This window comes from Streptomyces deserti, assembly GCF_054782695.1.
Genome location: NZ_BAAGRZ010000001.1, coordinates 1,187,567 through 1,212,516 on the forward strand (window position 1 = coordinate 1,187,567; position 24,950 = coordinate 1,212,516).

Genomic DNA, 24,950 nt, shown 5'->3' on the forward strand with positions numbered 1-24,950 from the left:
GAAGCTACCCACACCGGCCGCGGCGGTGACTCAAGAGAACCTCAGAACGTGACGTCCGAGCAGGCGTAGAACGCGTTGCCCGTGTCGGCGATCATCCACACCGCGAGGATGACGTGGTGCCCGCTCAGCCCGGACGGCAGCCTGCCGCTGTGGGAGAGCGTGGCCGGCGGGCGCTGGCCGTTGTACGGCACCGTCAGGAACGGGGTGAGGTTGAGGTCGGAGCGGGCCAGGTTGTGGTTCTGGTTCCAGCCCGGCTTGGTGACGTAGTACTTGAAGTCGGTCGTGGCGTGCATGGCCGTGAACTGCCAGCGGAAGGTGTACGTCTGGCCGCCCGTCACCTTCGTGGTCGGCCAGGCGCCGCCCGAGGGGGTGCGCGGGCTGTCGAGTTGGGCGAACCGGGTGTTGTTCCCGGAACAGATCTGCCCGTCGGCCGGTCCGGACGCGGGGAAGCCCTTGGGGCCCTCGACGCTCTGCGGCTCCCACTGGATGGCGCCGCAGTTGGTCACCGTGCCGTTCTGGCAGAGCTTCTGCCGGCTGATGGGGAGGTCGGTGTAGCCGTGGCCGCTGGCGCCGCCGGAGGAGAGCACGAGAGCTCCGGTCGTCGCCAGTCCCACCGCGGCTGCGTACAGCTTGGTCCTTGTGCGCATGCTGCCGCTCCTGGAGAACGTGGGGGAGGGTTCAGTGAGCTGTGCAGGTAGGTCTAGACCAAGCATCAGGTTATTGCGACTAGTTGAACATGTCCATACCAATCACGGACCCTGCTCGCCGCGTCCCGCGCAGAACGCCACCGTCAAGTCCTTGACCAGCGCCTTGCGTTCGTAGTCGTCGAGTTCGACCAGGCCCCGCATGGTCAGCCGGGTCACCGTGTCCTCCACCGAGTCCACGACCGAGCTGAGCACGCTCGCCCGGTGCTGGGCGTCAAGCGCGGCGATCCGTCGGCGGTGCATGGCGGCGGCGACCTCGGGGGCGTACTCCACCCTGACCGGCTGCACCGAGAACACCTCGAGGCCGACCGGCGCGGTGTCCGCCGCCACCAGCCGGGTCAGCGCGTCGGCCGCCGCGTCGACGGAGCCCTGCGCCCCGCCCGGCATCTCCACGGGCACCCGGAGCAGCGCCGCCTCGACGCACTCGCGCAGATACGTCTCGTGGTCCTCGACCGCGAGCGTGGCCCGCGCGGTGTCCCGCACCCGCCACACCACCAGGACGACCACCCGCAGCGCGACCCCGCTCGCGTCGGCCGCCGGCATCGGCTCGCCGCGCCAGTGCCGCAGCCGGACGTCGACCCGGCGGCGCAACAGCAGCGGATTGACCCACAGCAGGCCGGTGCGCCGTACGGTCCCCCGGTAGCGGCCGAACAGGCCGAGCACCCAGGCCCGCCCGGTGCGGCCCCGGGCCAGCCCGCCGAAGCCGAACAGCCCGAGGGCACCGGCCCCGGCGTACGCCGCCCACTGCGCGGGACCCAGCCCGGTCCCCGCGGACGCCGGCAGCCCCAGCGCCCCGGCCACGAGTGGCGGCAGCACGCCGGCCCACCACGACGTGGCCACGCACCCGGCCGCCCCGCACATCCCGGCCAGCACACCCGCCGCGCCGGGCAGCACCCGGGCCGGCCGCTCCACCAGGTCCGGATCGACCCGCGGCACGGGACGCGGCCGCGCGGCAGGCGGGTACCTGAGACGGGGCTGCTCCCCCGTGCCCTGCCGGCGGCTCACCACCGCGGGCTTCAGCGGCACCGTCGCCGGGTCCGGGTCGTCGCGGAACAGCAGGTGAATGGGGATCTCGGTGGTCACCTCGTTCTGGATCAGCCGAGCGGGCCGGGTGGGACTGTCTGCCGTCCCCTCGGACTCGGGCGTCTGTGACGTGGTCGTACTCATGGGTGCCTCCAGCCTCCGCGCCAGATCGTGAGAGAAGTCGCTTACGAGACGCCTGCAGGGCGCTTGCGGGACGCTCGTGGGCGGCTACGAGAAGAGCCGCCGCCAGGTCTCCGGCCCCGGATAACCGTCCGCCGCGCCGCCCCGCCAGCCCTGGGCACGCTGGAAGGCCTCGACGCCTCGCCGGTCCGCCTCGCTCCAGCGCGGCCCCGGCCCGGCCTTGTAGTACATGCCGAACCCCTTCTTCACCAGCTGCCTCCCCAGCTGGGTGACGTACGGGTTGTTCGCGCCGGGCCGGAACATCGCCCGCCCCGGATAGCCCGGCACCCCGTGCGATGAGGGCGGCCCGGCCGCTACCGCCTTGACGTCCCTGCCCTGCCCCGTGACCAGCAGCTGCCAGGTCAGCGGGCCCGGCAGGCCGTCCGCGGCCGCGCCCCGCCAGCCCTGGGCCTGCTGGAAGGCCCGGGTCGCCCGCCGGTCCGCGTCCGTCCAGCGCGGGCCGGGGCCCGAGGTGTAGAACCGCCCGGCGCCGCGCGCGACGAGCATGCGGCCGAGCTGAGTGACGTACTTGTTGTTGGCGCCGGGGCCGAAATACGCCGCTCCCGGGTACGGCGCCGGGGTGGACGCGGCCGGCTTCCCGGTGTCCGGCCGGGTGCCCGACGCGCCCGTCGTCCCCGCCGGGAGCCCCTTGTAGCGGTAGGCGAGGTAGCGGTCCGAGTGGCTCCAGTAGGCGTACGGGGTGGCCTGCCGGCGGGTGTGCGGGCGGGTCTGCTCATAGGCGAAGTAGTAGGTGTGCGTGTAGTCCGTCCAGCCGCCGAAAAGGACGACGTGGGAGCCGTTCTGGGGATCCGCCGAATTGTGGAACAGCAGAATGTCGCCGGGCTGGAGTTCCTCCTTGGAAATCCGGTCCGCGTACCGGTGCAGGCTGCCCGTCCATTCGTTTCCGGGCAGGTTCCAGGCCATCGAGACATAGCCCGAGCAGTCCTGCCGGTAACCGTCGGACCAGTACGCGTACACGCTGTACGGCACCTGCGCGGCGACCCACTTCTTGGCCCGGTTGATGATGTCCGCGCGGGTGGTCGGGGGTGTCTTCGGAGCCACGGCTGGCTTGGCCGACTGCTCGCCGGAGCCGTGCAGCGGGGCCTTGCCGCCCTGTGGAGTATCAGGCTCCTCACCTGCGGGAACGCCCGGGCGGTGGGGTGCGTGCTGGGCGGCCGGGGCGGGTGCCACATGGCCCGCGCCGAGCGCGGTGGAGGCCGCGGCCGCCACGACGAGGGCCCGGTGGGCGGCCGGGTGGCCGGTGGTGCGGCCGGCCGTGGAACGCGGCAGGACGCGTCGCCAGTGGACACAGCCGGGGCAGTCGCAGTCGCTCGCCGGATCGAATTCCTCGAATACCGGAGACTCCATGCGATTCCCCTCACACTTCCGGTCGAAAAGTCCGCGCCTGTGCACGACCGCCAGTTTCTCAACTGTCTTCCCGGTGCGCATGTTGACGGTCCGAATGATGTACGCGGCCGGACGCGGGCCGGCCCCCCGCCGGGCAGGTGGTCGGGAGCACCCCCGGGCGTCCTGTAGAGTTAACGCGTCACCGCGCGCCGCTAGCTCAGTTGGTTAGAGCAGCTGACTCTTAATCAGCGGGTCCGGGGTTCGAGTCCCTGGCGGCGCACCGACAAGACGGGCTCCCCCTTCGTACGAACGGGGAGCCCGTCGGCTTTTGGCCGGATACCCTCTGGCCATGGCAGCGCGTGACCTCCAGGAGAGGATCAAGAAGCTCATCATCGACCGCCGGCTGCCCTCCGGAGCCCCGCTGCCGACCGAGCCCGCGCTGATGGAGTACCTGGGCGCGAGCCGGAACTCGGTGCGCGAGGCGCTGAAGGCGCTCCAGGCGATGGGCATCGTGGAGATCCGGCACGGCTTCGGGACGTACGTCGGTCCGATGTCCCTGGCCCCGATGATCGAGGGCCTCGCCTTCCGCACGGTCGCCGGGCACTACCGGGGCGAGGACTCCCTGCTCCAGCTGCTGGAACTGAGGGAGGCCGTGGAGACCGGGCTCGTCTCCCGGCTCGCGGGGCGGCTGCCGGAGGCGGACCTGATTGAACTGGACGCGCTCGCCGCCCGTATGGATGAGCAGGCCGCGCGGGGAGCCGGCCTCGCCGAGACCGACCGGGCCTTTCACGCCACCCTCTACCGGGGGCTGGACAACGTGCTGCTGAGCGAGGTTCTTGAGGCGTTCTGGGACGCCTTCCACCGGGTCCGCACGGACCTCGGGGGCGTGCCGCAGGACCCTGCCGTCACCTGCCGGCAACATCGGGAGATCCTCGACGCGGTACGGTCCGGCGACTCGGTCAGGGCGGAGGAGGCCATAAGAGAGCACTTCGGCAACATCCGCGCCCGCCTGTCCACAACGGCTCCACAAGGCCCTCACAGGCGCCACAATGAGCGCGTATGACCGGTAAACACCGCGTTTCGCATCTTGCGATCATGATGAGCACCGTAGAACCCTGGTTCTTCAACAATCCGCGTATACGCGGTAGTTGGGGGGCAAGGAGCCGGTTGCCCGTGCTGCGGGGAGAGGGGCCCCGTTCGTGAAGGGATGCCGAGGGGGGCATCATGCAACCGGAAGGTCGCGTTGCCGTGTCTATAAGGTGTGGATGACGTGGTGACAGCGATCCACCACTGATACGCCTGTGAAGGTCGAGGGGGACCTGCACCAGGCGGTAGGAAGCGACGAAACACGCGGCGGACCCGCGTGTGGGGGGATGACTCATGACGTCGACGCCGACAGGCGCCGGGCAGGACCACGACCCGTCCCAGACCACCCAGCTCAGGGTGCCTGCTCACCGGACCTGGAACACGGGGACGTTCCGCCGGATCAAGAAAACACTGCCGAGATACGACTACGAGCACTACAGCCGGCTCGCGGGTCCCCTCACCCAGCCCGATCCGAACAAGCCGTACAAGGTGCGGTACCGCTCGCTGATCTCGCAGGAGCCGCACCGCATCCGGATCGCCCTGATGCTGGCCGCGGCCCCGGTGCTGTCGCTGGTGCTGCTGGTCTGGCTGCTGCAGCCCTCGCACTGGACCGAGCGCGACTACCCGGCGTACGACTTCCTGCCGGCGCTCGACGTCGTGATGCTCGTCTCGATCGGCCTGATCGAGTTCTTCCGCTGCATGAACGTGCTGTCCAACGCGCACGCCACGCTGGTGGCCCGCGACCCGATCCCGGTGGTGCCCGAGACCGGCACCAGAGTGGCCTTCCTCACCTCCTTCGTGCCCGGCAAGGAGCCACTGGAGATGGTGACGAAGACCCTGGAGGCGGCGGTGAGGATCCGCCACCGGGGCCTGATGCACGTGTGGCTGCTCGACGAGGGCGACGACCCCGAGGTCAAGGCGGTCTGCGAGCGGCTCGGCGTGCACCACTTCTCCCGCAAGGGCGTCGCGAAGTGGAACCAGCCCACCGGCCCGCACCGCGCCAAGACCAAGCACGGCAACTACAACGCCTGGCTGGAAGCCCACGGCGACGACTACGACTTCTTCGCCTCGGTCGACACCGACCACGTGCCGCTGCCCAACTACCTGGAGCGGATGCTCGGCTTCTTCCGCGACCCGGACGTCGGGTTCGTCATCGGCCCGCAGGTGTACGGCAACTACGACAACTTCGTCACCAAGGCCGCCGAGTCGCAGCAGTTCCTCTTCCACGCGCTGATCCAGCGCGCCGGCAACCGCTACGGCGCGCCGATGTTCGTCGGCACGTCCAACGCCGTGCGCATCAAGGCGCTCAAGCAGATCGGCGGCCTGTACGACTCGATCACCGAGGACATGGCCACCGGCTTCGAGATCCACCGCCACAAGAACCCGGCCACGGGCAACAAGTGGCGCTCGGTCTACACCCCGGACGTGCTCGCGGTCGGTGAGGGCCCCAGCGCCTGGACGGACTTCTTCACGCAGCAGATGCGCTGGTCGCGCGGCACGTACGAGACGATCCTCAAGCAGTACTGGAAGGGCTGGTACTCGCTGCCGCCGAGCAAGCTCTTCAACTACACGATGATGATCATCTTCTACCCGATGTCGGCCCTGAACTGGATCCTGGCGGCGCTGAGCTGTGCGCTGTTCCTGGGTCTGGGCGCCTCGGGTGTGAACATCGACCCGGCGGTCTGGCTGATGCTCTACGGCAACGCCTCCGCCCTGCAGATCGGTCTGTACGTCTGGAACCGCCGCCACAACGTCTCGCCGCACGAGCCGGAGGGCTCCGGCGGTGTGGCCGGCATGGTGATGTCCGCGCTGTCGGCGCCGCTGTACGCGAAGGCGCTGATCGACTCCGTGCTGCGCCGCAAGAGCAAGTTCGTGGTCACGCCCAAGGGCGACTCGGCGAGCCCGGACCGGTGGTTCGGGACCTTCCGGTACCACTGGTACTTCATCCTGATCTTCGGCGCGTCGATCGCCGCCGGCTTCGTCTTCGGGAACTCCCACCCGGCGATGGTCATCTGGGCCTCGTTCGCCATGCTGATCACCGCGTTCCCGATCTTCGCCTGGCGCCACGAGCTGCGGCAGGCCAAGAAGAAGCCCGGCGCCCACGCCGCGGGAGCGCAGTCCGCGGAGCAGCCGCGGGACACCGCGGGGCCGCACCAGACGCAGCCCCAGCCGCTGTCCCTGCCGCACCAGCCGCAGGCGTCGCACGCGCCGCACACCCCGCAGCACAAGCCCAGCTGGGCCGCCTCCCACGGAGGCACCGAAGGGGGCAACGACCAGACCATGCAGATCGCCCTTGGTGGACTTGGGGGACGTAAGGAATGAACGACCGTGCAGGCCGCCGCCGCGCCCGTCGACTCGCGATAGGCACGGCGGTGGTACTCGCGCTGGCCGGGATGAACGGGCCGTGGCTGTACCGCTTCGGAACCGAGAAATACCACCAGTACAAGATCAACAAGCCGGAGTACAAGGCCGCGAACGGCAAGTGGGACATCATCGAGTTCCCCGAGGAGTACCGGCAGAACACCATCCACGCGGCGCTGCTGCGCACCGGCAAGGTGCTGCTCGTCGCGGGGTCGGGCAACAACCAGGACAACTTCGACGCGAAGAAGTACGACACCCGGATCTGGGACCCGGTCAAGGGCACCATCAAGAAGGTCCCGACCCCGACCGACCTGTTCTGCACCGGCCACACCCAGCTCGCCAACGGCAACCTGCTGATCGCGGGCGGCACCAAGCGGTACGAGAAGCTCAAGGGTGACGTGAAGAAGGCCGGCGGCCTGATGATCGTCCACAACGAGAACCCGGACAAGCCGATCACCCTGCCCGCGGGCACCAAGTTCACCGGCAAGGAGAACGGCAAGACCTTCATCTCGAAGGACCCGGTGCTCGTGCCGCGCGCCAAGAAGAAGTTCGACCCGGAGACCGGCAAGTTCCTGGGCAACGACCCCGGGCTCGGCCGTATCTACGTCGAGGCCGCCAAGGAAGGCGCCAAGTACGAGACCGGCACCCAGGACAACTACCGCGTCCAGGGCCTGAAGGGCGGCGACGCCCGCAACACCTACGGCATCGCGCAGAAGCTCGCCCTGGACAAGAAGGACTTCCAGGGCATCCGCGACGCCTACGAGTTCGACCCGGTCGCCGAGAAGTACATCAAGGTCGACCCGATGAACGAGGCCCGCTGGTATCCGACGCTCACCATGCTGAGCGACGGCAGGATCCTCAGCGTGTCCGGCCTCGACGACATCGGCCAGCTGGTCCCGGGCAAGAACGAGATCTTCGACCCGAAGACCAAGAAGTGGACGTACACGGAGAAGGTCCGCCAGTTCCCGACGTACCCGGCGCTGTTCCTGATGCAGAACGGCAAGATCTTCTACTCGGGTTCGAACGCGGGCTACGGACCGGACAACGTGGGCCGTGAGCCGGGCGTCTGGGACGTGGAGACCAACAAGTTCACCAAGGTCCCCGGCCTGAGCGACCCGAAGCTGATGGAGACGTCCAACACCGTGCTGCTGCCGCCGGCGCAGGACGAGAAGTACATGGTGATCGGCGGCGGCGGGGTCGGCGAGTCCAAGCTGTCCAGCAAGAAGACGAGGCTGGTCGACCTGAAGGCCGACGACCCGCGCTTCGTGGACGGCCCGTCACTGGAGAAGGGCACCCGCTACCCGCAGGCCTCGATCCTGCCCGACGACAGCGTGCTGGTCTCCGGCGGTTCGGAGGACTATCGGGGCCGCGGCGATTCCAACATCCTGCAGGCGCGGCTCTACGACACGGAGAAGGACGCGTTCGAGCGGGTCGCCGACCCGCTGGTGGGCCGCAACTACCACTCGGGTTCCATCCTGCTGCCCGACGGGCGCGTGATGTTCTTCGGTTCGGACTCGCTGTTCGCCGACAAGGCCAACACCAAGCCGGGCAAGTTCGAGCAGCGCATCGAGATCTACACGCCGCCGTACCTGTACCAGGACGGTGGGCGGCCGGAGCTGTCGGGCGGCCCGCAGACCATCGCGCGCGGCGAGACCGCCACGTTCACCTCGAAGCAGGCCGAGTCGGTCAAGAAGGTCCGGCTGATCCGGCCCAGCGCCTCCACGCACGTCACGGACGTCGACCAGCGCTCGATCGCGCTGGACTTCGAGACGGGCGGCGACAAGCTGACGGTGACCGTGCCGAAGAACCGGAACCTGGTCCAGCCGGGCTGGTACATGCTGTTCGTGACGGACGGCCAGGGCGTGCCGAGCAAGGCCCAGTGGGTCAAGGTCCCTTAAGCAGTACTGCTACGCACGTGGGGGCGCCCTCGGTCACGGAGGGCGCCCCCACGTTCTGTACGGGGAAGTACTACGTGCCGGCCTTGGCAAGCTCGAGTGCGTAGTCCGCCCACCACTGCCCGGCCTTGGGGCCGCCCTTGCACTCGCCGTCCGACTCCCCGGGCCGCTTCACCCACAGGTACGCGTCGACCAGCGGGTCGGCGGTCTTCACCGTCGGGGTCTCGCCCAGGGCACGCCCCGGCGGGTTGCACCAGCGCTCGCCCGGATCGCCCTCGGTGTAGGGGCCGTTGCCGTTGCGGCTGGTGTCGATGACGAAGTGCTTGCCGCCGACCTTCGCGGACAGCTGCTTGCCGTACGCGATGGAGTCCTCGGTGGTGTAGAAGTTCGAGACGTTGACCGAGAAGCCGTCGGCCTGGTCGATGCCCGCCCGCTTCAGCGGCTCGAAGATCTGGTCGGGCTTGCCCCAGCCGGCGTTGCCCGCGTCCAGGTAGACCTTGGTGTTCTTCAGGGCCGTGAGCTTGGCGACGGCGCCCTTGAGGAGGTCGTAGCGCTCCTCGTGGTACTGCTCCGGCGTGCAGTTGTCCACCAGGTGCAGCACCGCGTCCGGCTCCAGGATGACCGTCGCGGAACGGTCCCCGATGCCCTTGGCCACCGCGTCGACGAAGGCCCGGTAGGCGTTGCCGTCGGCGGCGCCTCCCTGCGAGTACTGGCCGCAGTCGCGGTGCGGGATGTTGTAGAGCACCAGCAGCGCCGTACGGCCCGCCTTCTCCGCGGCCTCCGTGAAACCGCGCGCCTGCTGCTCCGGATTGTCCGGGCTGATCCACTCGCCGACCGGCTGCTCGGCGATCTTCCGGACCAGCTCGGCGTCCTCCTTCTTGCCGGCCTTCTCCAGCGCGGCCACCTGCCGGGCGGCCGTACCGTCCGGGTTCACCCAGAACGGGGCGGCCTCCTTGGGCTGCTGCGTGATCCCCGCGCCCGCTCCGGCGCTCGCCCCGCCCTCCGGATCGTCCCCGCCATCGGAGCCCGAACACCCCGTGACCAGCAGTGCCGCCCCCAGCACCACCGCGGACGCCCGCCTTCCGACGAACGCCCCGACCCCCCTGCTGCCGTACATCCAACTCCCCCTTGGGCCCTTTGGGCGCACCGTTCCGAGGCTCAATCCTGGCATACGTCCCGCTCCGCACACGAGGTCGACGGTTCCTTGTCCGAGAGCTGTTACAGCCCCCGGGGTGCGGGATCGTTCCACCCCCGCCGGACCTCGTACGGCCTGGCCGGATAACGCAGCGCCACCGGACCGGGACCTGGCGTGCGGCAAAACCTGGGCCGTCGGCGCCCTTCCGTCCTAGAGTCTTCTCAGCCGACGCCGGCCCCGGCCAGGGATCACCACCGTGGCCTCCGCAGCCTCCCGCGCGGCTCGCCGGGCTACTCCCGCGGCCCGTGCGCGCGGTCGAGGACCGGCCCGGTCTGCGGCTTCCGGGGGAGCGGGCCGCAGACCGGGCCAGGTGGGCGGGACCTGCCGCCGGAGCAGGCCTTAGAGGCCGGTCCCCGTGAGGTATGCCGAGACGATCACGTTCGCCGTGTAGCTGCGGGTCTCCTTGTCGAAGGTGCCGCCGCAGGTGACCAGCCGCAGCTCGGCCCGGCCGGTGTGGCGCGGCCCGTAGGCCTGGTGGGCGTCGAAGCGGTCGCGGCTGAAGACCTGGACGTCGTCGACGGTGAACTCGGCGATCCTGGCGTCGTCGCGGACCACCCGGATCTTCTGCCCGGGCCGCATGGCGCTGATCTTGTAGAAGACCGCGGGCCGGGTCTCGGTGTCGACATGACCCACCATCAGGGCGGTCCCGGCCGCGCCCGGCTTCACCCCGTCCGCGTACCAGGCCACGACACCGGCCTGGTCGAAGGGCGGCGGGTCGAGCGCGCCGCTGGCGTCCAGGCCACGGGCCACGACCGGGGCCTGGACGCCGAGGCCGGGGATGTCCAGGCGCTGCGGCAGCGCGTCGCCCAACGGCCGGTGGGCGGGCGGCAGTTCGACGTCGGGCGGCCGTCCGACCGCCGCCATGTCGCCGGTGGTCGGCCCGGTCGCGCCCGGTCGTACGTCGGTCACCTCGCGCCCCCACAGCCACAGCCCGAGCAGCAGCACCGCCCAGGCCAGGCCGGTCACCAAGCGTCCGGTACCGGAGTGGTGTTCCTGGTCGGACATGGTCAACTCGCTCCGCGACTGCGCCGGGCGCGCACCACGGCCACCGCGGCGACGCCCACGAGGACCAGGCCGGTCACCGCCTGGGCCGTGCCGGGACCGGTCTCACGGGCGTCCGAGGCGGCGAGGTGGGCGGTACCGCCGCCGCCCGCGTCGACGGGGGCGATCGGTGAGGCGGGGGCGGACGGCCGCGACCCGGGTTTCCCGACGGTGATCGTGCCGGTGCGGTCGGCGGCGCCGCAGGTGACCTTCACCGCGTACGCCCCAGCGGTGAGCGTGGAGCGGACGCGGGTCTCGCCGACGAGTGTGCCGTCGGTGGCGGTGAGCCGTACGTCGGCGACGAACGCCGTCGAGACGGCCAAGGCCGTCTTCTCGGCGCAGTCGGACACCCGGAGCGTGACGTCGGTGCCGGGGGCGGGGGCCGCCGGGGTCACGGAGACGCCCCCTCCGTCCGCCGCGTACGCCGTCGGCGTGAGAGCGACGGCGGCCAGGAGGCCCGTACAGAGAGTGACTCGCAGTGAACCCATCGTGTACCTCCAGTTACCTGGAGCCTCCCCCGCGGGGACCCGGCCCGCATCCTCGGGAAGGGCCGGGATGCTCCGAACGAGTGGTGGCGGGTTTGAGCGGGCCGGTGTCTGAAGCGGCGAAGGGCGTCACCGCTGCCGGTGTCAGATCCTGTCGACGAGGTCCGCGATGGAGTCCACGACCTGCGACGGCCGGTACGGGAAGTTCTCGACCTGCTCGGGCCGGGTCAGCCCGGTGAGGACCAGGAACGTCTGCATGCCCGCCTCGATGCCGGCCAGCACGTCGGTGTCCATCCGGTCGCCGATCATCGCGCTGGTCTCGGAATGCGCCCCGATGGCGTTGAGCCCGGTCCGCATCATCAGGGGGTTGGGCTTGCCCGCGAAGTACGGCTGCTTGCCGGTCGCCTTGGTGATCAGCGCGGCCACCGCGCCGGTCGCCGGGAGCGGGCCCTCGGCCGAGGGGCCGGTCTCGTCGGGGTTGGTGCAGATGAAACGGGCACCGCCGTTGATCAGCCGGACCGCCTTCGTCATGGCCTCGAAGGAGTAGGTCCGGGTCTCGCCGAGGACGACGTAGTCCGGCTCGTGGTCGGTGAGGATGTAGCCGATGTCGTGCAGCGCGGTGGTCAGGCCCGCCTCGCCGATGACGTACGCCGAACCGTTAGGGCGCTGGTCGTCCAGGAACTTGGCGGTGGCGAGCGCGGAGGTCCAGATGTTCTCGATCTCCACCTCCAGGCCCATGCGGCGCAGCCGGGCGTGCAGGTCGCGCGGGGTGTAGATCGAGTTGTTGGTGAGGACCAGGAAGGGCCTTCCGGACTCACGCAGCTTCTTGAGGAAGGCGTCGGCGCCGGGGATCGGTACGCCCTCGTGGATGAGCACACCGTCCATGTCGGTGAGCCACGACTCGATGGGCTTGCGGTCTGCCATGTGAGGGATCTCCTGCCGTACGCGGTCCAGCGTGCGCCCCAGCCTAAACAGTGGCCGGATCTTGAGGGAATGGCCCGTTTCCGGCATCCCGACAGGCGGGACGGCTTCAGCGGCGGCGGCGCGCCAGCAGTACGGCGCCGCCTGCGGCGAGCAGCAGGGCGGCGGCCACGGCGACGGCGGCGCCGGTGGTTCCGGTCCGGGCGAGCTCGTCGGCGAGGGGGAGGCGGCTGGTGGGCGGGCCGGCGGAGGCGTCGGGAGCGGCGGAGGCGTTGGGCTCGGTGGAGACGTTGGGCTCGCTGGACTCGGCGGACTCGGCGGACTCGGCGGGGGGTTCGCCGCGCGTGCCGGGCTCGGGTGCGCTGTCGATGGCGAACCGGTAGTCGTTCGACTCGCCGACCCACTCGCCGTCGTCGTCGCGTCGTTGTACGACGGCTGCCTTGGCGGTGACGTCGTTCGGCACGGCGTCCGAGGTGACCGCGAGGCGCACCTTCACGGTGAGGGTCCGGCCGGGGGCGACGGTGAACCCGCGGAAGGCGCCCTCTCCTTCCTGTTCACTCGGTTCACCCTGTTCGTCGGCGAGGACCCCGACGAGCTCGTCCTCGTCGGTCGCCTCGAAACGGACGGGGTGGGGCCGTGCCCCCACGAAGAACTCCAGCTGGGGCTGCGACGGCTTCAGCGCCCGCTTGTCGTCGACGAGCACGACGACGGGGTGGATGCCGGTGCAGGGCCGGTCGGTGGTGTTGGTCAGGTCGATGTACCAGGTGCCGAAACCGCCCCCGGCCGTGTACCTGTCGGGGCCGCCGTGGAGGCGGGTGGTGACGGGGAACGTCCGGTGGTCGGAGGCGGCGCAGGCGGGAGGTCGGGGATCGGCGTGAGCCGGGGTCGCGGCGGGGAACAGGGCGGCTGCCGCCGCCAGGCAGAGGGAAGCGGGCGTGCAGAGTCGCATGGACACGTGAGTCTGCCGGACGGGGGCGGGCGAGAAGCGGCACCGCTGCGAGCGGCCCCCCGAACGGCGGTGCGAGTCCGCCCGATCGGCAGACAGTCCCCGGCGTCGCAGCAGTGCCTTCGCGCGCGTGGGCCCGGCCCGCGAGAGGCCGACCTCCACGCCTCACCCGCCCCCGACCTCAACCGGCCTCCGCCCCTCAACCGTCCCCGACCTCAACCGGCCTCCATGCCTCACCCGTCCCCGACCTCAACCGGCCTCCACGCCCCACCCGCCCCCGACCTCACCCGGCCTCCACGCCCCACCGGCCCCGACCTCACCCGGCCTCCACGCCCCACCGGCCCCGACCTCAACCGGTCTCCACGCCTCACCCGTCCCCGCGCCCGAACACCGGCCCCAGCACCAGCTGAGCCGCCCCCACCGCGACGCCCCTCCCGCCGCCGGAGGCCACCCGTACGGGCACGGCCTCCTCCCCCGTGCGCCGGGCCCGTGCCCCCAGCACCGCACCGACCCCCCGTACGAACACCTCCGGCGCCGCGGTCACCGTACGGCCGCCCAGCAGGACGACGTCGATGTCGAGCAGCGCGACCAGGTTCGCCGCGCCCGCACCGAGGACCCGCGCCGCCTCCTCGGTGTCCCCGCGCGCCACGGCCGCCAGGCACAGCGCCTCGATGCACCCGCGGTCCCCGCACGTGCACGGCGGCCCGTCCAGCTGGATCACCTGGTGCCCGAACTCCCCCGCCCCGGTCCGCGCGCCCCGGTGCAGGGTCCCCCCGATCACGAGCCCGGCCCCGAGCCCCGTACCGAGATGCAGGTAGGCGAAGGAGCCGCGCTCACCCCCGACCGCCAGCCCCAGCGCGGCTGCGTTGGTGTCCTTGTCGATCACCACCGGCACACCGAGCCGCCTCGCCAGCGCGTCCCGCAGCGGAAAGCCGTCCCACTCGGGGAAGCCGGTGACCCGGTGCAGCACGCCCCGGGCGTGATCGAGCGGCCCCGGCAGCGCGACGCCGACGCCGAGCAGGGAACCGGCTCGGGCGGGCGGCAGCGGTCCGGAGGTCACCGGCAGCGCCTCGGCCACCACGCCCTCCACAACCACCGCCACCGCCGCCGGCACGGACGTCGCCCCCGCCCCGAGATCCAGCGCCGCCCGCCGCTCCCCGACCACGGCGCCCTTGAGATCCACCAGCACGGCCCGCAGCTCGTCCCGGTCCAGATGCACTCCCACCGCGTGCCCGGCCTCCGGCACCAGCCGCAGCACCGTGCGCGGCTTGCCCCCGGTCGACGCCCGCCGCCCCGCCTCCGCCGCGAGGCCCTCCTCCCGCAGCCGGGCCGTGATCTTGCTGACGGCCTGCGGGGTCAGCCCGGTCCGCTCGGCGAGTTCGAGGCGGCTGATGCCGTCGGCGCCCGCCGTGCGCAGCAGGTCGAGCACCAGCGCGGTGTTGTGGCTGCGCAGGGCGAGCAGATTCGCCCCGCCCGCGCTCGCCCGCATGCCACCCACCACGCCCGGCCCGCCCTTCGTCCTGTTCACGCCACCATTCTCCCCGGCGCTTGCACTTTGGCAACAGCGTTGCGAAAGTAGGACGCATGACTGGCACCCCCCTCCGCGTAGGTCTCGTCGGCTACGGCCTGGCCGGCTCCGTCTTCCACGCCCCGCTGATCGCCACCACCGAGGGCCTCGCCCTCGACACGGTGGTCACCTCGAACCCCGAACGGCAGCAGCAGGCCCGCTCCGAGCACCCGGGCGTACGGGTCGCCGCGACGCCGGACGAGCTGTTCGAGCGGGCCGCCGAGCTGGACCTGATCGTCATCGCGTCCCCGAACAAGACGCACGTCCCGCTCGCGACGACGGCCCTGAAGGCCGGCCTGCCGGTCGTCATCGACAAGCCGATCGCCGGCACGGCGGCCGAGGCGCGCGAACTGGCGGCCCTGGCCCAGCAGCAGGGCCTGCTCCTCTCCGTCTTCCAGAACCGCCGCTGGGACAACGACTTCCTCACCCTGCGCAAGCTGCTCGGGGAGGGGGAGCTGGGCGACGTCTGGCGTTTCGAGTCCCGCTTCGAGCGCTGGCGGCCGCGGCCCAAGGGCGGCTGGCGGGAGTCCGGCGACCCGGCAGAGATCGGAGGTCTGCTGTACGACCTCGGCAGCCATGTCGTCGACCAGGCCCTGGTCCTCTTCGGCCCGGCGACCACCGTGTACGCCGAGTCGGACATCCGCCGCCCGGGCGCCGAGACGGACGACGACACCTTCATCGCCCTCACCCACGCGAGCGGCGTGCGCTCGCATCTGTACGTCTCCGCGACGACCGCCCAACTCGGCCCCCGCTTCCGCGTACTGGGCTCCAGGGCGGGCTATGTGAAGTACGGCCTCGACCCGCAGGAGGCGGCCCTGCGCGAGGGCCGACGCCCCGGCACCGACGCCGACTGGGGCGTGGAGCCCGAGGAGCTGTGGGGCCGGGTCGGCTCCGGCGAATCCCCGGTGACCGGCGGCGGCCGTGTCGAACCGACCCTGCCGGGCGACTACCCCGCCTACTATGCGGCGGTGGCGAAGGCCCTGCTGGAGGGCGGCCCCAACCCGGTGACCGCGCTGGAGGCGGCCGCCGCCCTGGACGTACTGGAGGCGGCCCGTCGTTCGGCCCGCGAGAAGGTGGCGGTGACGCTGTGAAGCACAACCAGGAGATCACTCCGAAGTTCCACCCGGAACTCACCCCGACCCTGGAGGAGTTGGAGGCGCAGGAACGACGCCTGATCTTCCGCCAGTTCACCTACGACGACGCCTGGGCGCTCGGCTCGCTCCTCGTCGAACTGGCCCGGCAGCGGCAGGCCCCCGTCGCCATCGACATCCACCGCGCCGGCCAGCAGCTCTTCCATGCCGCGCTGCCCGGCTCCACCCCCGACAACGACGCCTGGATCGCCCGCAAGCGCCGGGTCGTGGAGCGCTACGGCAGCGCGTCCTACCTGGTGGGCGCCCGCTTCCGCGCCAAGGGCACGACGTTCGAGGAGTCCTCCCGGCTCGACCCCGACACGTACGCGGCGCACGGCGGTTCCTTCCCCATCAACGTCGAGGGCGTGGGCGTGATCGGCACGGTGACGGTGTCCGGGCTGCCGCAGCTCCAGGACCACCGGTTCGTGGTGGAGGCACTGGAGGAGTTCCTGGGGCTGGGCCAGTAGGGCTCCCAGCAGGACGCGCGCGGAATCATCGCGGAATTATCAACGGGTCCCCTCCGGTTGGCACTTGCTGTACGCGTGATCACCACGCACAGCACCCGTCCGGAGGGATCCCAACCGATGACCACCCCCTTGAAGGAAGCGATCGGCCGGTACGGCGTCTGGAGTGCCGGCCTGCGCTCGGAGGACCCGGCCCGGCGCAACGAACGCGCCGAGGCCGCCGCCGAGTTGGAGGAGCTCGGGTACGGCGCCCTCTGGCTGGGCGGCAACACCGCCGCCCGCCACGCCATACCGCTCATCGAGGCGACCGCGAAGGTCACCGTCGGCACCAGCATCCAGAGCATCTGGGAACACGACGCGGACGCCGCCGCCGCGAGCTTCACCGAGCTGGAGTCGGTCCACCCCGGCCGCTTCGTGCTCGGCCTCGGCGTCAGCCACGCCAAGCTCGCCGACCAGTACCGCCGCCCCTACTCGGCCCTGGTCGCCTACCTCGACGCCCTGGACGCCGCCGGGATGCCCGCGGACCGCCGGGTCATCGCCGCCCTCGGCCCGAAGAGTCTGCGGCTGACCCGCGACCGGGCGGCGGGCTCGATCCCGTACCTGGTGACGCCGGAGCACACCGCCCACGCCCGCGAAACCCTCGGCGCGGCCCCGCTGCTGGCCCCCGAGCTGGCGGTCGTCCTGGAGACGGACCCGGCCCGGGCCCGCGCGCTCGCCCGCGAGTTCCTCTCCTTCTACCTCGCCCTGCCGAACTACACCAACAACTTCCTCCGGCACGGCTTCACCGAGGACGACCTGGCCGACGGCGGCAGCGACCGCCTGGTCGACGCGTTGTTCGCGTGGGGCGAGGACGACCGCATCCGCGAGCGGATCAACGCGTTCCACGCGGCGGGCGCGGACCACGTGGCCCTCCAGGTGGTGGACGACGGCCCACGCGACGCCCTGCCGAGGGAGGCATGGCGCCGACTGGCGGAACTGTTGGCCTAGGACTAAGGGGGCGCGGGGAACTGCGCGACCGGCCACGAACCACCCGCGGCCGACGACGCACCGCAGTTCCCCGGCTTTCCCAGCGGAGCGCCTACGCGTCCTTGAACTGCTGCCGCTGCCTGCCCAGACCTTCGATCTCCAGCTCGACCACGTCCCCGGCCCTGAGGAACGGCTTCGGCTCAGGCTGCCCCAAAGCAACCCCCGCCGGCGTCCCCGTATTGATGACATCACCGGGATACAGCGTCATGAACTGACTGACGTACCGCACGACCTCCCCCACCGGAAAGATCTGCTCCGCCGTCGTCCCGTCCTGCTTCAACTCCCCGTTGACCCACAGCTTGAGCGAGAGGTCCTGCGGATCGGCGATCTCATCCGCCGTCACCAGCCAGGGCCCCAGCGGATTGAACGTCTCGCAGTTCTTCCCCTTGTCCCAGGTCCCGCCCCGCTCGATCTGGAACTCCCGCTCGGAGACGTCGTGCGCCACCGCGTACCCCGCGACGTGCGCGAGCCCTTCCTCCGCCGACCCGAGATACCGAGCCGTACGCCCGATGACGACCGCCAGCTCCACCTCCCAGTCGGTCTTGGCGGACCCGCGGGGCACGAGCACGGTGTCGTTCGGCCCGACGACCGTGTCCGGCGCCTTCATGAACACGACCGGCTCGGCGGGCGGCTCGGCACCCGTCTCGCGCGCGTGGTCGTGGTAGTTCAGCCCGATGCAGACGATCTTGCCGATCCGGGCCAGCGGCGGCCCGACCCGCAGCCCGGTGGCGTCCAGGGCGGGCAGCTCACCGGCGTCGGCGGCGACCCGGACCCGCTCGAGCGCCGCATCGTCGGCGAGGAGCGCCCCGTCGATGTCCGGCACGACACCCGACAGGTCCCGCAGGGTCCCCTCGGCGTCGAGCAGCGCGGGCCGTTCCGATCCGGCCGTACCGACTCGCAGCAGCTTCATGATCACAATCTCCCTCGATCGCGGGCGCCCGCCGACCTCTGCGGCCCGGGTGCGGCGGGCGGCACAGCCATCGGAGGACTGGTCGATCCTCCAAGGTCGGTGTCCGGTCCGCAATACCCCGTTCACGGACTGGACCGTCCCCTACCGGTGGACCGTCCCCTACCGGTAGAGGGCGGCCCGCTCCACGGCGCTCCACGTCGTACTGGTCACCACGTACAGCGCGGCGGCCAGCGGCACCACGGCCACGGTGACGAGCGTGAAGAAGGACATGAACGGCATCACCTTGGTCACCGCCCCCAGCCCCGGCACCTGCTCCCCGTCCCCGGTCGGCACGACCGGGTTCGCGGCCATCATCAGCTTCGTACGGCGGTAGCTGAAGACGGCGACGGCCGCGACGAGGACGAACACCCCGGCGTAGACGAGCCCGGCGCCCCCGAAGAGACCGCCGTCGCCGAGCGCGTCGGCCCACCGCCCGCCGAGCGGCGCGGCGAACAGCTGGTGCGTGAGCAGTTCGTTGGCCCGTCCGCCGATCGTCTCGCTGGAGAACAGGTGGTACAGCAGGAAGAACGCGGGCACCTGGCACAGGCTCGGCAGGCAGCCGGACAGCGGCGACACCTTCTCCTCGGCGTGCAGTTCGAGCACGGCCTTCTGGAGCTTCTCGGGGTTCTTCCCGTGCTTCCTGCGCAGCTCGGCGATCTTCGGCTGCAGCTCGGCCCGCGCCTTCTGCCCGCGCGCGGCGGCCCGGGACAGCGGGTGGACGAGGAGTCGTACGAACGCGGTGAACAGGACGATCGCGGCGGCGGCCGCGGAGGCGCCGAACAGCGGCTGGAGGAGGTCGGCCAGTTGCTCGACCAGGGATGCGAAGACGGACATGGGTGAGCCCTCCGGGGTCTCGTCGTGCCGGACGTCGGTCATGACGGCATGACGACCCGCGTGGGGTGACCTCTGTGTGTGCGGTTGCCCTACGCGACGGTCGCCGGGAGGGCGTGTCCAGGTGCGCGGGGCCGGGTGCGCCCCCTGGCGTCGGGGTCGCGTTGCGGCAGGAAGGCCGTACGCCGGTCCCGGTCGCGGATGGCCGTACGCACCACGGTGGGCGGCACGGTGGGCACACAGCGCGCGGCGATGAGCGCGCACACGGCGAGCGCGGAGGAGGCCGCGGCGGTCGCGGCGAGGGCGACGGTGGCGGAGAGGCTGCCGGTGTCCAGCAGGGCCACCTCGAGGAGGAGGAACAGCAGCGCGAGAGCGGGACGCGGGTTGGCCCAGCTGCGCACCATCGGCGGCCCCTCCCTCTCGTACGTGCGTTTGCCCTGCTGTCGGTTATACAGGATCGGCCCGCTTCCCCCGGCAGTCGGCCGACCCCTTCTCCCAACCCTTGGAGAAATAAGGCAGAAAGCGCTGTCACGCCTCTCGACAACCTCACCGGCCACACCCGATGCTTCGTGGTGACACGCGGGGGGTGATGAGTCACACACCCCAACTGAGCCTCTTCATAGGCCAGTTGGGCGTGCGGACGGAGAGGCGGCACAACCATGATCCGACGCAGGACCCTGCTCGCGGCCGCGGGCGGCACCGTCCTCGGCAGCGCCCTGGCGACCGGCACCGCCCACGCGGACGCCACGATCGCCGTCAACCCCTCGACGACGTACGGCACCTGGGAGGGCTGGGGCACCTCGCTGGCCTGGTGGGCCAACGTCTTCGGCGCCCGGGACGACTTCGCCGACCTGTTCTTCACCACCAAGTCGGTGACGTACAACGGCAGATCGCTCCCCGGCCTGGGCCTGAACATCGCCCGCTACAACCTCGGCGCGTGCAGCTGGAACACCGTCGAGGGCGCGAGCATGGTGGCCTCCCCCAACATCCCCCGTTTCAAGCAGATCGAGGGCTTCTGGCAGGACTGGCGCAACGAGGACCCGGCGTCGTCGGCCTGGAAGTGGACGGCGGACGCCGCCCAGCGCGCGATGCTGGTGAAGGCGACGCAGCGAGGCGCTGTGAGCGAGCTGTTCGCGAACTCGCCCATGTGGTGGATGTGCCTCAACCACAACCCGTCGGGCGCCGCGAACGGCGGCAACAACCTCCAGTCCTGGAACTACCGCCAGCACGCCTCCCACCTGGCGGCGGTGGCGCTGTACGCGCGCACCAACTGGGGCGTGAACTTCGCGACGGTCGACCCCTTCAACGAGCCGAGCTCCACCTGGTGGACGGCCACGGGCACCCAGGAGGGCTGCCACATGGACGCCACGGTCCAGGCGGCCGTACTGCCGTACATGCGCAGCGAACTGGACAAGCGCGGCCTGACGGGCATCCGTATCTCGGCATCGGACGAGACGAGCTACGACCTGGCACGCACGACGTGGAATTCGTTCGGGTCGTCGACGAAATCCCTGGTGAACCAAGTGAACGTACACGGCTACCAGGGCTCGGGCGGCCGCCGGGACCTGCTCTACACGGACGTCGTGACGACCTCCCGCAAGGTCCTGTGGAACTCGGAGACGGGCGACAGCGACGGCACCGGCATGACCATGGCGAGCAACCTGCTGTACGACTTCCGCTGGCTGCACCCCACGGCCTGGTGCTACTGGCAGGTCATGGACCCGTCCTCGGGCTGGGCGATGATCGCGTACGACCCGAACACGCTCCAGCCCGGTGCGATCCAGACGAAGTACTACGTGATGGCCCAGTTCAGCCGCCACATCCGCCCCGGCATGACGATCCTCGACACGGGCGTGAGCTACGCGGTGGCGGCCCTGGACCGGACGGCGCGCCGCCTGGTGATCGTGGCGGCGAACACCTCGACCTCGCCCCAGACCCTGACCTTCGACCTCTCCCGGTTCACCACGGTGACGGGCGGCTCGGGCGGCCTGGTCCCCCGCTGGAACACGGTGACGACGGGCGGCGGTGACCTCTACACGGCCCGCTCGGACATCCGCCTGAGCGGCAAGTCGGTCAGCGTGCCGTTCGCGGCGAAGTCGGTGCAGACGCTGCAGATCGACGGGGTGGCGGTGTAAGAGCATGGGCGGGGTGGCGGTGTAAGAGACCGGCGGGTGGCGGTGTAAGAGCTCGGTAGGCGAATGGGGACCTGGCCTGCAGATATCTCACTCTTGTCACTCACCGGCAGTACGGTGTCCCCCATGCGCCCCGACACGCCCGCCGAAAACGTCGACCACACCGCCGAAGCGGCACGCCTGGAGCGGACCGCCGGCCTGTATCCCGAGGACGCCGAGGCCCTGCTGCTGCGGGCCGCGGCCCACCTGGAACTGTCCGGCGACCGCCCCGCCGCGTCCGCGCTCTACGACCGCCTGCTGGCCTCCTCCGACGGCCTGGAGAACCCGCATCTGGTACGGGCGCTCAAGGCCTCGAACCTCTGGGAGTACGGCCACGAGGCCGAGGCCAGAGCGATCATCGAGGGAATCCGCACGGCGTCCCCCCGGGACCCCGCCCCCTGGGTGATCGCCGCCGAGGCCCTGGAATCCCACGACGAGCTGGAAGCGGCGCACGAGACGTTCACGGAGGCGGTGCAGCTGCTCCTGACGGACGTCCCGGAGCCCGCGTACTCCACGCATCCGTTGCTGTTCGGCCGCCACCGGGTGCGCAGGATGCTGGGCATGGCCCACGACGAGTGGGACGCGGTGGCGGATTCCGCCCATTCCCTGCCGGTCTCCCTGGACGAGTTGCACGATCCGAAGAGGGTCTGGTCCCTGGGCTCGGAGAACCCGGCGGAACTGGAGGCGGAGATCTTCCGCCTGCGGGCCGAGCTGGGCGCGTACCGGGAGGCGCTGTCCCGCCCGTTCCCGGTGGCAATGCTGCACTGGTCGGCGGGGGAGCTGGCGGAGCTGGTGGCGGCGTATCCGTCGCTGACCTCGGAGTACCCCTCCCATGAGGCACACCTGGCGACGATAGAGGCGGCGCTGCGGGAGCTGGCGGCTTCCGGGACGCCGAACCTCGGGATCGTGACGGGCACGGTCCCGTCGTACGAGGCGTTCGCGGCGTCGGAGGGGTCTTCGCCGGACGACACGACGCTGCTGCCGCAGTACGCGACGACCTTGGCGGCTCGGGGGCGGGCTGTGGCTTGGCCGCCGCAGCGGGGTGCTGGGTGTTGGTGTGGGTCGGGGCGGGCCTATGAGGACTGCCACGGGAACGCGGCCTGACCGGAGTAGGTCTGCGGTGGCCTCAAGATGCGCCAGCCACCTTCGTAACAAAACTGGACCTATGACCACCAAAGCACTCCTGGACGGCGGCCCGGACGACCTGGCAGGCAAGATCGTCCCGATCACCCCTCCCGGCCAGGAACTGAAGATTCCGCACCGCGGCGGCTATGAGCACTACAAGGTCACGACGCGACACGAGGAGACGGAGGAGGGACAGGTGACCGTGTATCGGTGGTGGGAGCGGACGGAGGTTGCCGAGTAGCTCCTGCGGATGGCGTGACGGCCTACGAGCCGATAGCCGCCAAATCCGCCCGGCGTGCCCCGAAATGCTGACGCGTCCCGTCTCCGCCGGGAACTGAACACTGACCCGCGGCGCCCGCCGACGTATGGTTCCCCGCTTTCCCGGGCCGCACGCCCGCTTCTTCCCCGTGCTGGAGCGGTCCGGGTCAGGGGTGGCCCGGAGGGCCATCGGCGAAGCCGACGCGGAGCGTAGCGGAGCGCCCTTGACGCGGACCGCGGAAGCACGACACTGGCCGAGAAGCGGGCGGCCCAACGGCAACCTCGCAACGAACGGTCACGCCGACCAGCCCATGTCAGGTGATCGACTTAGGACGGGCACCGGTGCCTACCGGCTGCGTACCGGACTACCCTCTGCGGTGTGTCCGAAGTTCCTGAGTGGGAGCCGCCAGAAGGTTCCTGGGCCTCGTCCGCAGCCCGCCGTCGCAACATGCAAGCGATTCGCAGCCGCGACACAAAGCCCGAGAAGCTGATCCGACGGCTCGTCCACGCCCAGGGTCTGCGCTACCGCATCGCAGCACGGCCTCTGCCAGACCTTCGCCGAACGGCAGACATGGTATTTCGTTCAGCGAAGGTTGCCGTATTCATCGACGGCTGCTACTGGCACGGGTGTCCCGAACATTACGTCCCCCCTAAAACAAACTCCGGGTATTGGTCGGAAAAAGTTCTACGCAATGTTCAGCGTGACCGTGACACCGACAAGCAACTCACGGAAGCCGGGTGGCTCGTACTCCGCTTCTGGGAGCATGAACCTTCAGTTTCCTGTGCGCACAAGATCACCGAGGTAGTCCTCGCGCGCCGCCCGAAATCCCGGCGTCCCTGACATCGGAAGTTCCATCTGCTCGGAGACCGATTCGCTAGAAGGGGACTTTCCGGAATCCATCACGTACCCCCTGAGCAGTTCATCCCGATGCTCGGGGCGCAGGACAGCCGCAATAGCCCGCCCGACGGCCTCTGCAACGGGGGGCGGAAAAGCATTTCCTACCTGCCGGTACCGAGCCGTCTTTCTCCCCTGAAACTTCCAGCCACCAGGGAAGCCCTGGATCATGGCGGCCTGTTCCACGGTCAGCATAGGTCCGGCATCCCTGAAGAGATCTCGCTCCGGGTCACAGTCCTCGCGATCGTTAGCAACCCCCATCGCGTCAATACCCATGGCCTTCCATGCCTTCTTAGCCCTGGTGGGACCCAAGTCAGCCCCGCCATGCTTTCGCGACCCACCGACGAGGGTCGGAGCCACACACTTTCCGGCGGCCGCAGCCTTCTCAGCGGCTTCGAGCCAGTCGTAGTAAACGTCCCTGCCAGTGCGCTCGTCAGGCTTTGCAGGCTGCCCCCACTTATTCTTGTCCCAGAAATCCTCGCAGCGCCTCCGCATGCTCTCCTTGAGCTGATCAACTACTGTGACTTCTTCTCCAATAAGACTCTTCGGCCAGATGAATCCTGAACCATCACCCGGCAGAAAATCTTTATGGATAGCCACCAGAATGGCCCGCGGCCGCAATTGCGGGACTCCGAAGTCTCTAGCATCTAGTCGACGCCAGACCTTCCTCATAGCTACATCCTGACTCGACGGCAGCAAGCTCTCGTCGATTTCAGGAACCGCGTAACCCGCCTTGCGCAGCTGTTTCAGAATATGAGCCCGATACTCGATGAAAACCTCTGGAGGCTCAAGGATTCCACGCACATTTTCGATCATTATGGCCTTAGGCAGCAAAGCGCGGATAATCCTCAAGGCGTCTGGAAAGAGATCCCGGTCATCATCCCGCCCCAGCCGCTTTCCAGCCAAAGAGAACGGGGGGCATGGAACACCGCCGGCGAGCAGATCAAGCTCCCCTTTCTTAAGGCCGAGGCTAGTTTCTTCCTCTGAACCAAGAAACTTCTTGACGTCCATTGGCTCCAGGCTATGAGCGCGCTCTTCACTCCAGCCAGGCCAACCGCCAACATTTGCCCGAAGAGTTTGCACGGCGTGGTGGTCCCACTCAACAAGGGCCAGGTGATCGAAGCCGGCGTTGTGCAAGCCAACGGCTTGCCCGCCGGCCCCCGCACAGATCTCGATCGAGGTCAGTGGCGAGGCGAACTGCGGGCGCTTCTGGCCGCTGGCGCGCATGGGCGCTCCTCCTGGGGTGACTCATAACGTGCGTCGGTGCTTGCTGAGACAGCAATCATGTACTGTCCCACTGACACCAAGAGTCTCCCATTCACTGTCGCCTTCCCGGCAAGGCTGGACGCC

The 24,950-nt window shown here is 70.1% G+C and carries 23 protein-coding genes and 1 tRNA gene; 11 read left to right on the plus strand and 13 right to left on the minus strand.

The features are described 5' to 3' along the window. Positions 1-41: 41 nt before the first annotated feature. The 3 genes from ACYVMZ_RS05350 to ACYVMZ_RS05360 form a co-directional block, all read right to left on the minus strand. A complete protein-coding gene (locus ACYVMZ_RS05350) occupies positions 42-647 on the minus strand; it encodes a lytic polysaccharide monooxygenase auxiliary activity family 9 protein (RefSeq protein ID WP_461075917.1) in 606 nt (201 codons plus the stop codon). A gap of 102 nt (positions 648-749) precedes the next feature. Continuing rightward, positions 750-1,871 carry an SPFH domain-containing protein gene (locus ACYVMZ_RS05355; protein WP_461075919.1) on the minus strand — a complete coding sequence of 374 codons (1,122 nt, stop codon included), beginning with the start codon at positions 1,869-1,871 and terminating at the stop codon, positions 750-752. Between the two features lie 84 nt (positions 1,872-1,955). Beyond that, positions 1,956-3,275, minus strand: coding sequence for a peptidoglycan-binding protein (locus ACYVMZ_RS05360; protein WP_461075921.1), 1,320 nt, complete (start codon positions 3,273-3,275; stop codon positions 1,956-1,958). A 185-nt stretch (positions 3,276-3,460) separates the two neighbouring features. Here ACYVMZ_RS05360 and ACYVMZ_RS05365 point away from each other — a divergent pair. The 4 genes from ACYVMZ_RS05365 to glxA all read left to right on the plus strand — a co-directional run bounded on the left by ACYVMZ_RS05365 (position 3,461) and on the right by glxA (position 8,599). Next, a tRNA-Lys gene (locus ACYVMZ_RS05365) sits at positions 3,461-3,534 on the plus strand. Between the two features lie 69 nt (positions 3,535-3,603). Further along, positions 3,604-4,317: a FadR/GntR family transcriptional regulator gene (locus tag ACYVMZ_RS05370; RefSeq protein ID WP_461075923.1), complete on the plus strand. Its 714-nt coding sequence runs from the start codon at positions 3,604-3,606 to the stop codon at positions 4,315-4,317. 317 nt (positions 4,318-4,634) lie between these two features. Continuing rightward, positions 4,635-6,662 carry a glycosyltransferase family 2 protein gene (locus tag ACYVMZ_RS05375; protein ID WP_461075925.1) on the plus strand — a complete coding sequence of 676 codons (2,028 nt, stop codon included), beginning with the start codon at positions 4,635-4,637 and terminating at the stop codon, positions 6,660-6,662. Next, the gene (gene glxA, locus ACYVMZ_RS05380; RefSeq protein ID WP_461075927.1) at positions 6,659-8,599 is read left to right on the plus strand and encodes a radical copper oxidase GlxA; all 1,941 of its coding nucleotides are present in this window, start codon (positions 6,659-6,661) and stop codon (positions 8,597-8,599) included. The genes ACYVMZ_RS05375 and glxA overlap by 4 nt, the downstream gene beginning before the upstream one ends. 70 nt (positions 8,600-8,669) lie before the next feature. Here the strand turns inward: glxA and ACYVMZ_RS05385 are convergent, their stop codons facing one another. The 6 genes from ACYVMZ_RS05385 to ACYVMZ_RS05410 form a co-directional block, all read right to left on the minus strand. After that, positions 8,670-9,713 (minus strand): glycoside hydrolase family 6 protein, encoded by a 1,044-nt coding sequence (locus tag ACYVMZ_RS05385; RefSeq protein WP_461075929.1) that lies wholly within the window; start codon positions 9,711-9,713, stop codon positions 8,670-8,672. 417 nt (positions 9,714-10,130) lie between these two features. Then, on the minus strand, positions 10,131-10,796 hold the full coding sequence (locus ACYVMZ_RS05390) for a class F sortase (RefSeq protein ID WP_461075931.1): 666 nt from the start codon (positions 10,794-10,796) through the stop codon (positions 10,131-10,133). Positions 10,797-10,798: 2 nt separating this feature from the next. Then, the gene (locus tag ACYVMZ_RS05395) at positions 10,799-11,320 is read right to left on the minus strand and encodes a hypothetical protein (RefSeq protein ID WP_461075933.1); all 522 of its coding nucleotides are present in this window, start codon (positions 11,318-11,320) and stop codon (positions 10,799-10,801) included. A 141-nt stretch (positions 11,321-11,461) separates the two neighbouring features. Then, a complete protein-coding gene (locus ACYVMZ_RS05400; protein ID WP_461075935.1) occupies positions 11,462-12,241 on the minus strand; it encodes an HAD-IIA family hydrolase in 780 nt (259 codons plus the stop codon). 106 nt (positions 12,242-12,347) lie between these two features. Then, complete coding sequence (locus ACYVMZ_RS05405; protein WP_461075937.1) at positions 12,348-13,193, minus strand: LPXTG cell wall anchor domain-containing protein; 846 nt, start codon at positions 13,191-13,193, stop codon at positions 12,348-12,350. Positions 13,194-13,551: 358 nt separating this feature from the next. Beyond that, a complete protein-coding gene (locus ACYVMZ_RS05410) occupies positions 13,552-14,673 on the minus strand; it encodes an ROK family transcriptional regulator (RefSeq protein ID WP_461076357.1) in 1,122 nt (373 codons plus the stop codon). Positions 14,674-14,768: 95 nt separating this feature from the next. Here ACYVMZ_RS05410 and ACYVMZ_RS05415 point away from each other — a divergent pair, with 95 nt between their 5' ends. The 3 genes from ACYVMZ_RS05415 (at position 14,769) to ACYVMZ_RS05425 (ending at position 17,332) form a co-directional block, all read left to right on the plus strand. Beyond that, complete coding sequence (locus ACYVMZ_RS05415; RefSeq protein ID WP_461075939.1) at positions 14,769-15,842, plus strand: Gfo/Idh/MocA family oxidoreductase; 1,074 nt, start codon at positions 14,769-14,771, stop codon at positions 15,840-15,842. After that, positions 15,839-16,348, plus strand: coding sequence for a heme-degrading domain-containing protein (locus ACYVMZ_RS05420; RefSeq protein ID WP_461075941.1), 510 nt, complete (start codon positions 15,839-15,841; stop codon positions 16,346-16,348). The genes ACYVMZ_RS05415 and ACYVMZ_RS05420 overlap by 4 nt, the downstream gene beginning before the upstream one ends. Positions 16,349-16,465: 117 nt before the next feature. After that, entirely contained in the window at positions 16,466-17,332 is an 867-nt protein-coding gene (locus tag ACYVMZ_RS05425) for an LLM class F420-dependent oxidoreductase (RefSeq protein ID WP_461075943.1), read from the plus strand. Between the two features lie 91 nt (positions 17,333-17,423). Here ACYVMZ_RS05425 and ACYVMZ_RS05430 read toward each other — a convergent pair whose 3' ends face one another. The 3 genes from ACYVMZ_RS05430 to ACYVMZ_RS05440 all read right to left on the minus strand — a co-directional run bounded on the left by ACYVMZ_RS05430 (position 17,424) and on the right by ACYVMZ_RS05440 (position 19,555). Next, the gene (locus ACYVMZ_RS05430; protein ID WP_461075945.1) at positions 17,424-18,281 is read right to left on the minus strand and encodes a fumarylacetoacetate hydrolase family protein; all 858 of its coding nucleotides are present in this window, start codon (positions 18,279-18,281) and stop codon (positions 17,424-17,426) included. Positions 18,282-18,440: 159 nt separating this feature from the next. Continuing rightward, positions 18,441-19,154, minus strand: coding sequence for a YidC/Oxa1 family membrane protein insertase (locus ACYVMZ_RS05435; protein ID WP_461076359.1), 714 nt, complete (start codon positions 19,152-19,154; stop codon positions 18,441-18,443). 89 nt (positions 19,155-19,243) lie between these two features. Beyond that, complete coding sequence (locus ACYVMZ_RS05440; RefSeq protein WP_461075947.1) at positions 19,244-19,555, minus strand: DUF6412 domain-containing protein; 312 nt, start codon at positions 19,553-19,555, stop codon at positions 19,244-19,246. A gap of 255 nt (positions 19,556-19,810) precedes the next feature. Here ACYVMZ_RS05440 and ACYVMZ_RS05445 point away from each other — a divergent pair, with 255 nt between their 5' ends. The 4 genes from ACYVMZ_RS05445 (at position 19,811) to ACYVMZ_RS05460 (ending at position 23,546) form a co-directional block, all read left to right on the plus strand. Next, positions 19,811-21,286, plus strand: a complete 1,476-nt coding sequence (locus tag ACYVMZ_RS05445; protein WP_461075949.1) for a glycoside hydrolase — start codon at positions 19,811-19,813, stop codon at positions 21,284-21,286. A 123-nt stretch (positions 21,287-21,409) separates the two neighbouring features. Continuing rightward, positions 21,410-22,426, plus strand: coding sequence for an SEC-C domain-containing protein (locus ACYVMZ_RS05450; protein WP_461075951.1), 1,017 nt, complete (start codon positions 21,410-21,412; stop codon positions 22,424-22,426). A gap of 61 nt (positions 22,427-22,487) precedes the next feature. Further along, positions 22,488-22,688 (plus strand): DUF5988 family protein, encoded by a 201-nt coding sequence (locus ACYVMZ_RS05455; RefSeq protein ID WP_461075953.1) that lies wholly within the window; start codon positions 22,488-22,490, stop codon positions 22,686-22,688. A 396-nt stretch (positions 22,689-23,084) separates the two neighbouring features. After that, a complete protein-coding gene (locus ACYVMZ_RS05460) occupies positions 23,085-23,546 on the plus strand; it encodes a very short patch repair endonuclease (RefSeq protein WP_461075955.1) in 462 nt (153 codons plus the stop codon). Here the strand turns inward: ACYVMZ_RS05460 and ACYVMZ_RS05465 are convergent. Next, positions 23,478-24,827 carry a DNA cytosine methyltransferase gene (locus tag ACYVMZ_RS05465; RefSeq protein ID WP_461075957.1) on the minus strand — a complete coding sequence of 450 codons (1,350 nt, stop codon included), beginning with the start codon at positions 24,825-24,827 and terminating at the stop codon, positions 23,478-23,480. The genes ACYVMZ_RS05460 and ACYVMZ_RS05465 overlap by 69 nt on opposite strands. Positions 24,828-24,950: the final 123 nt, after the last annotated feature.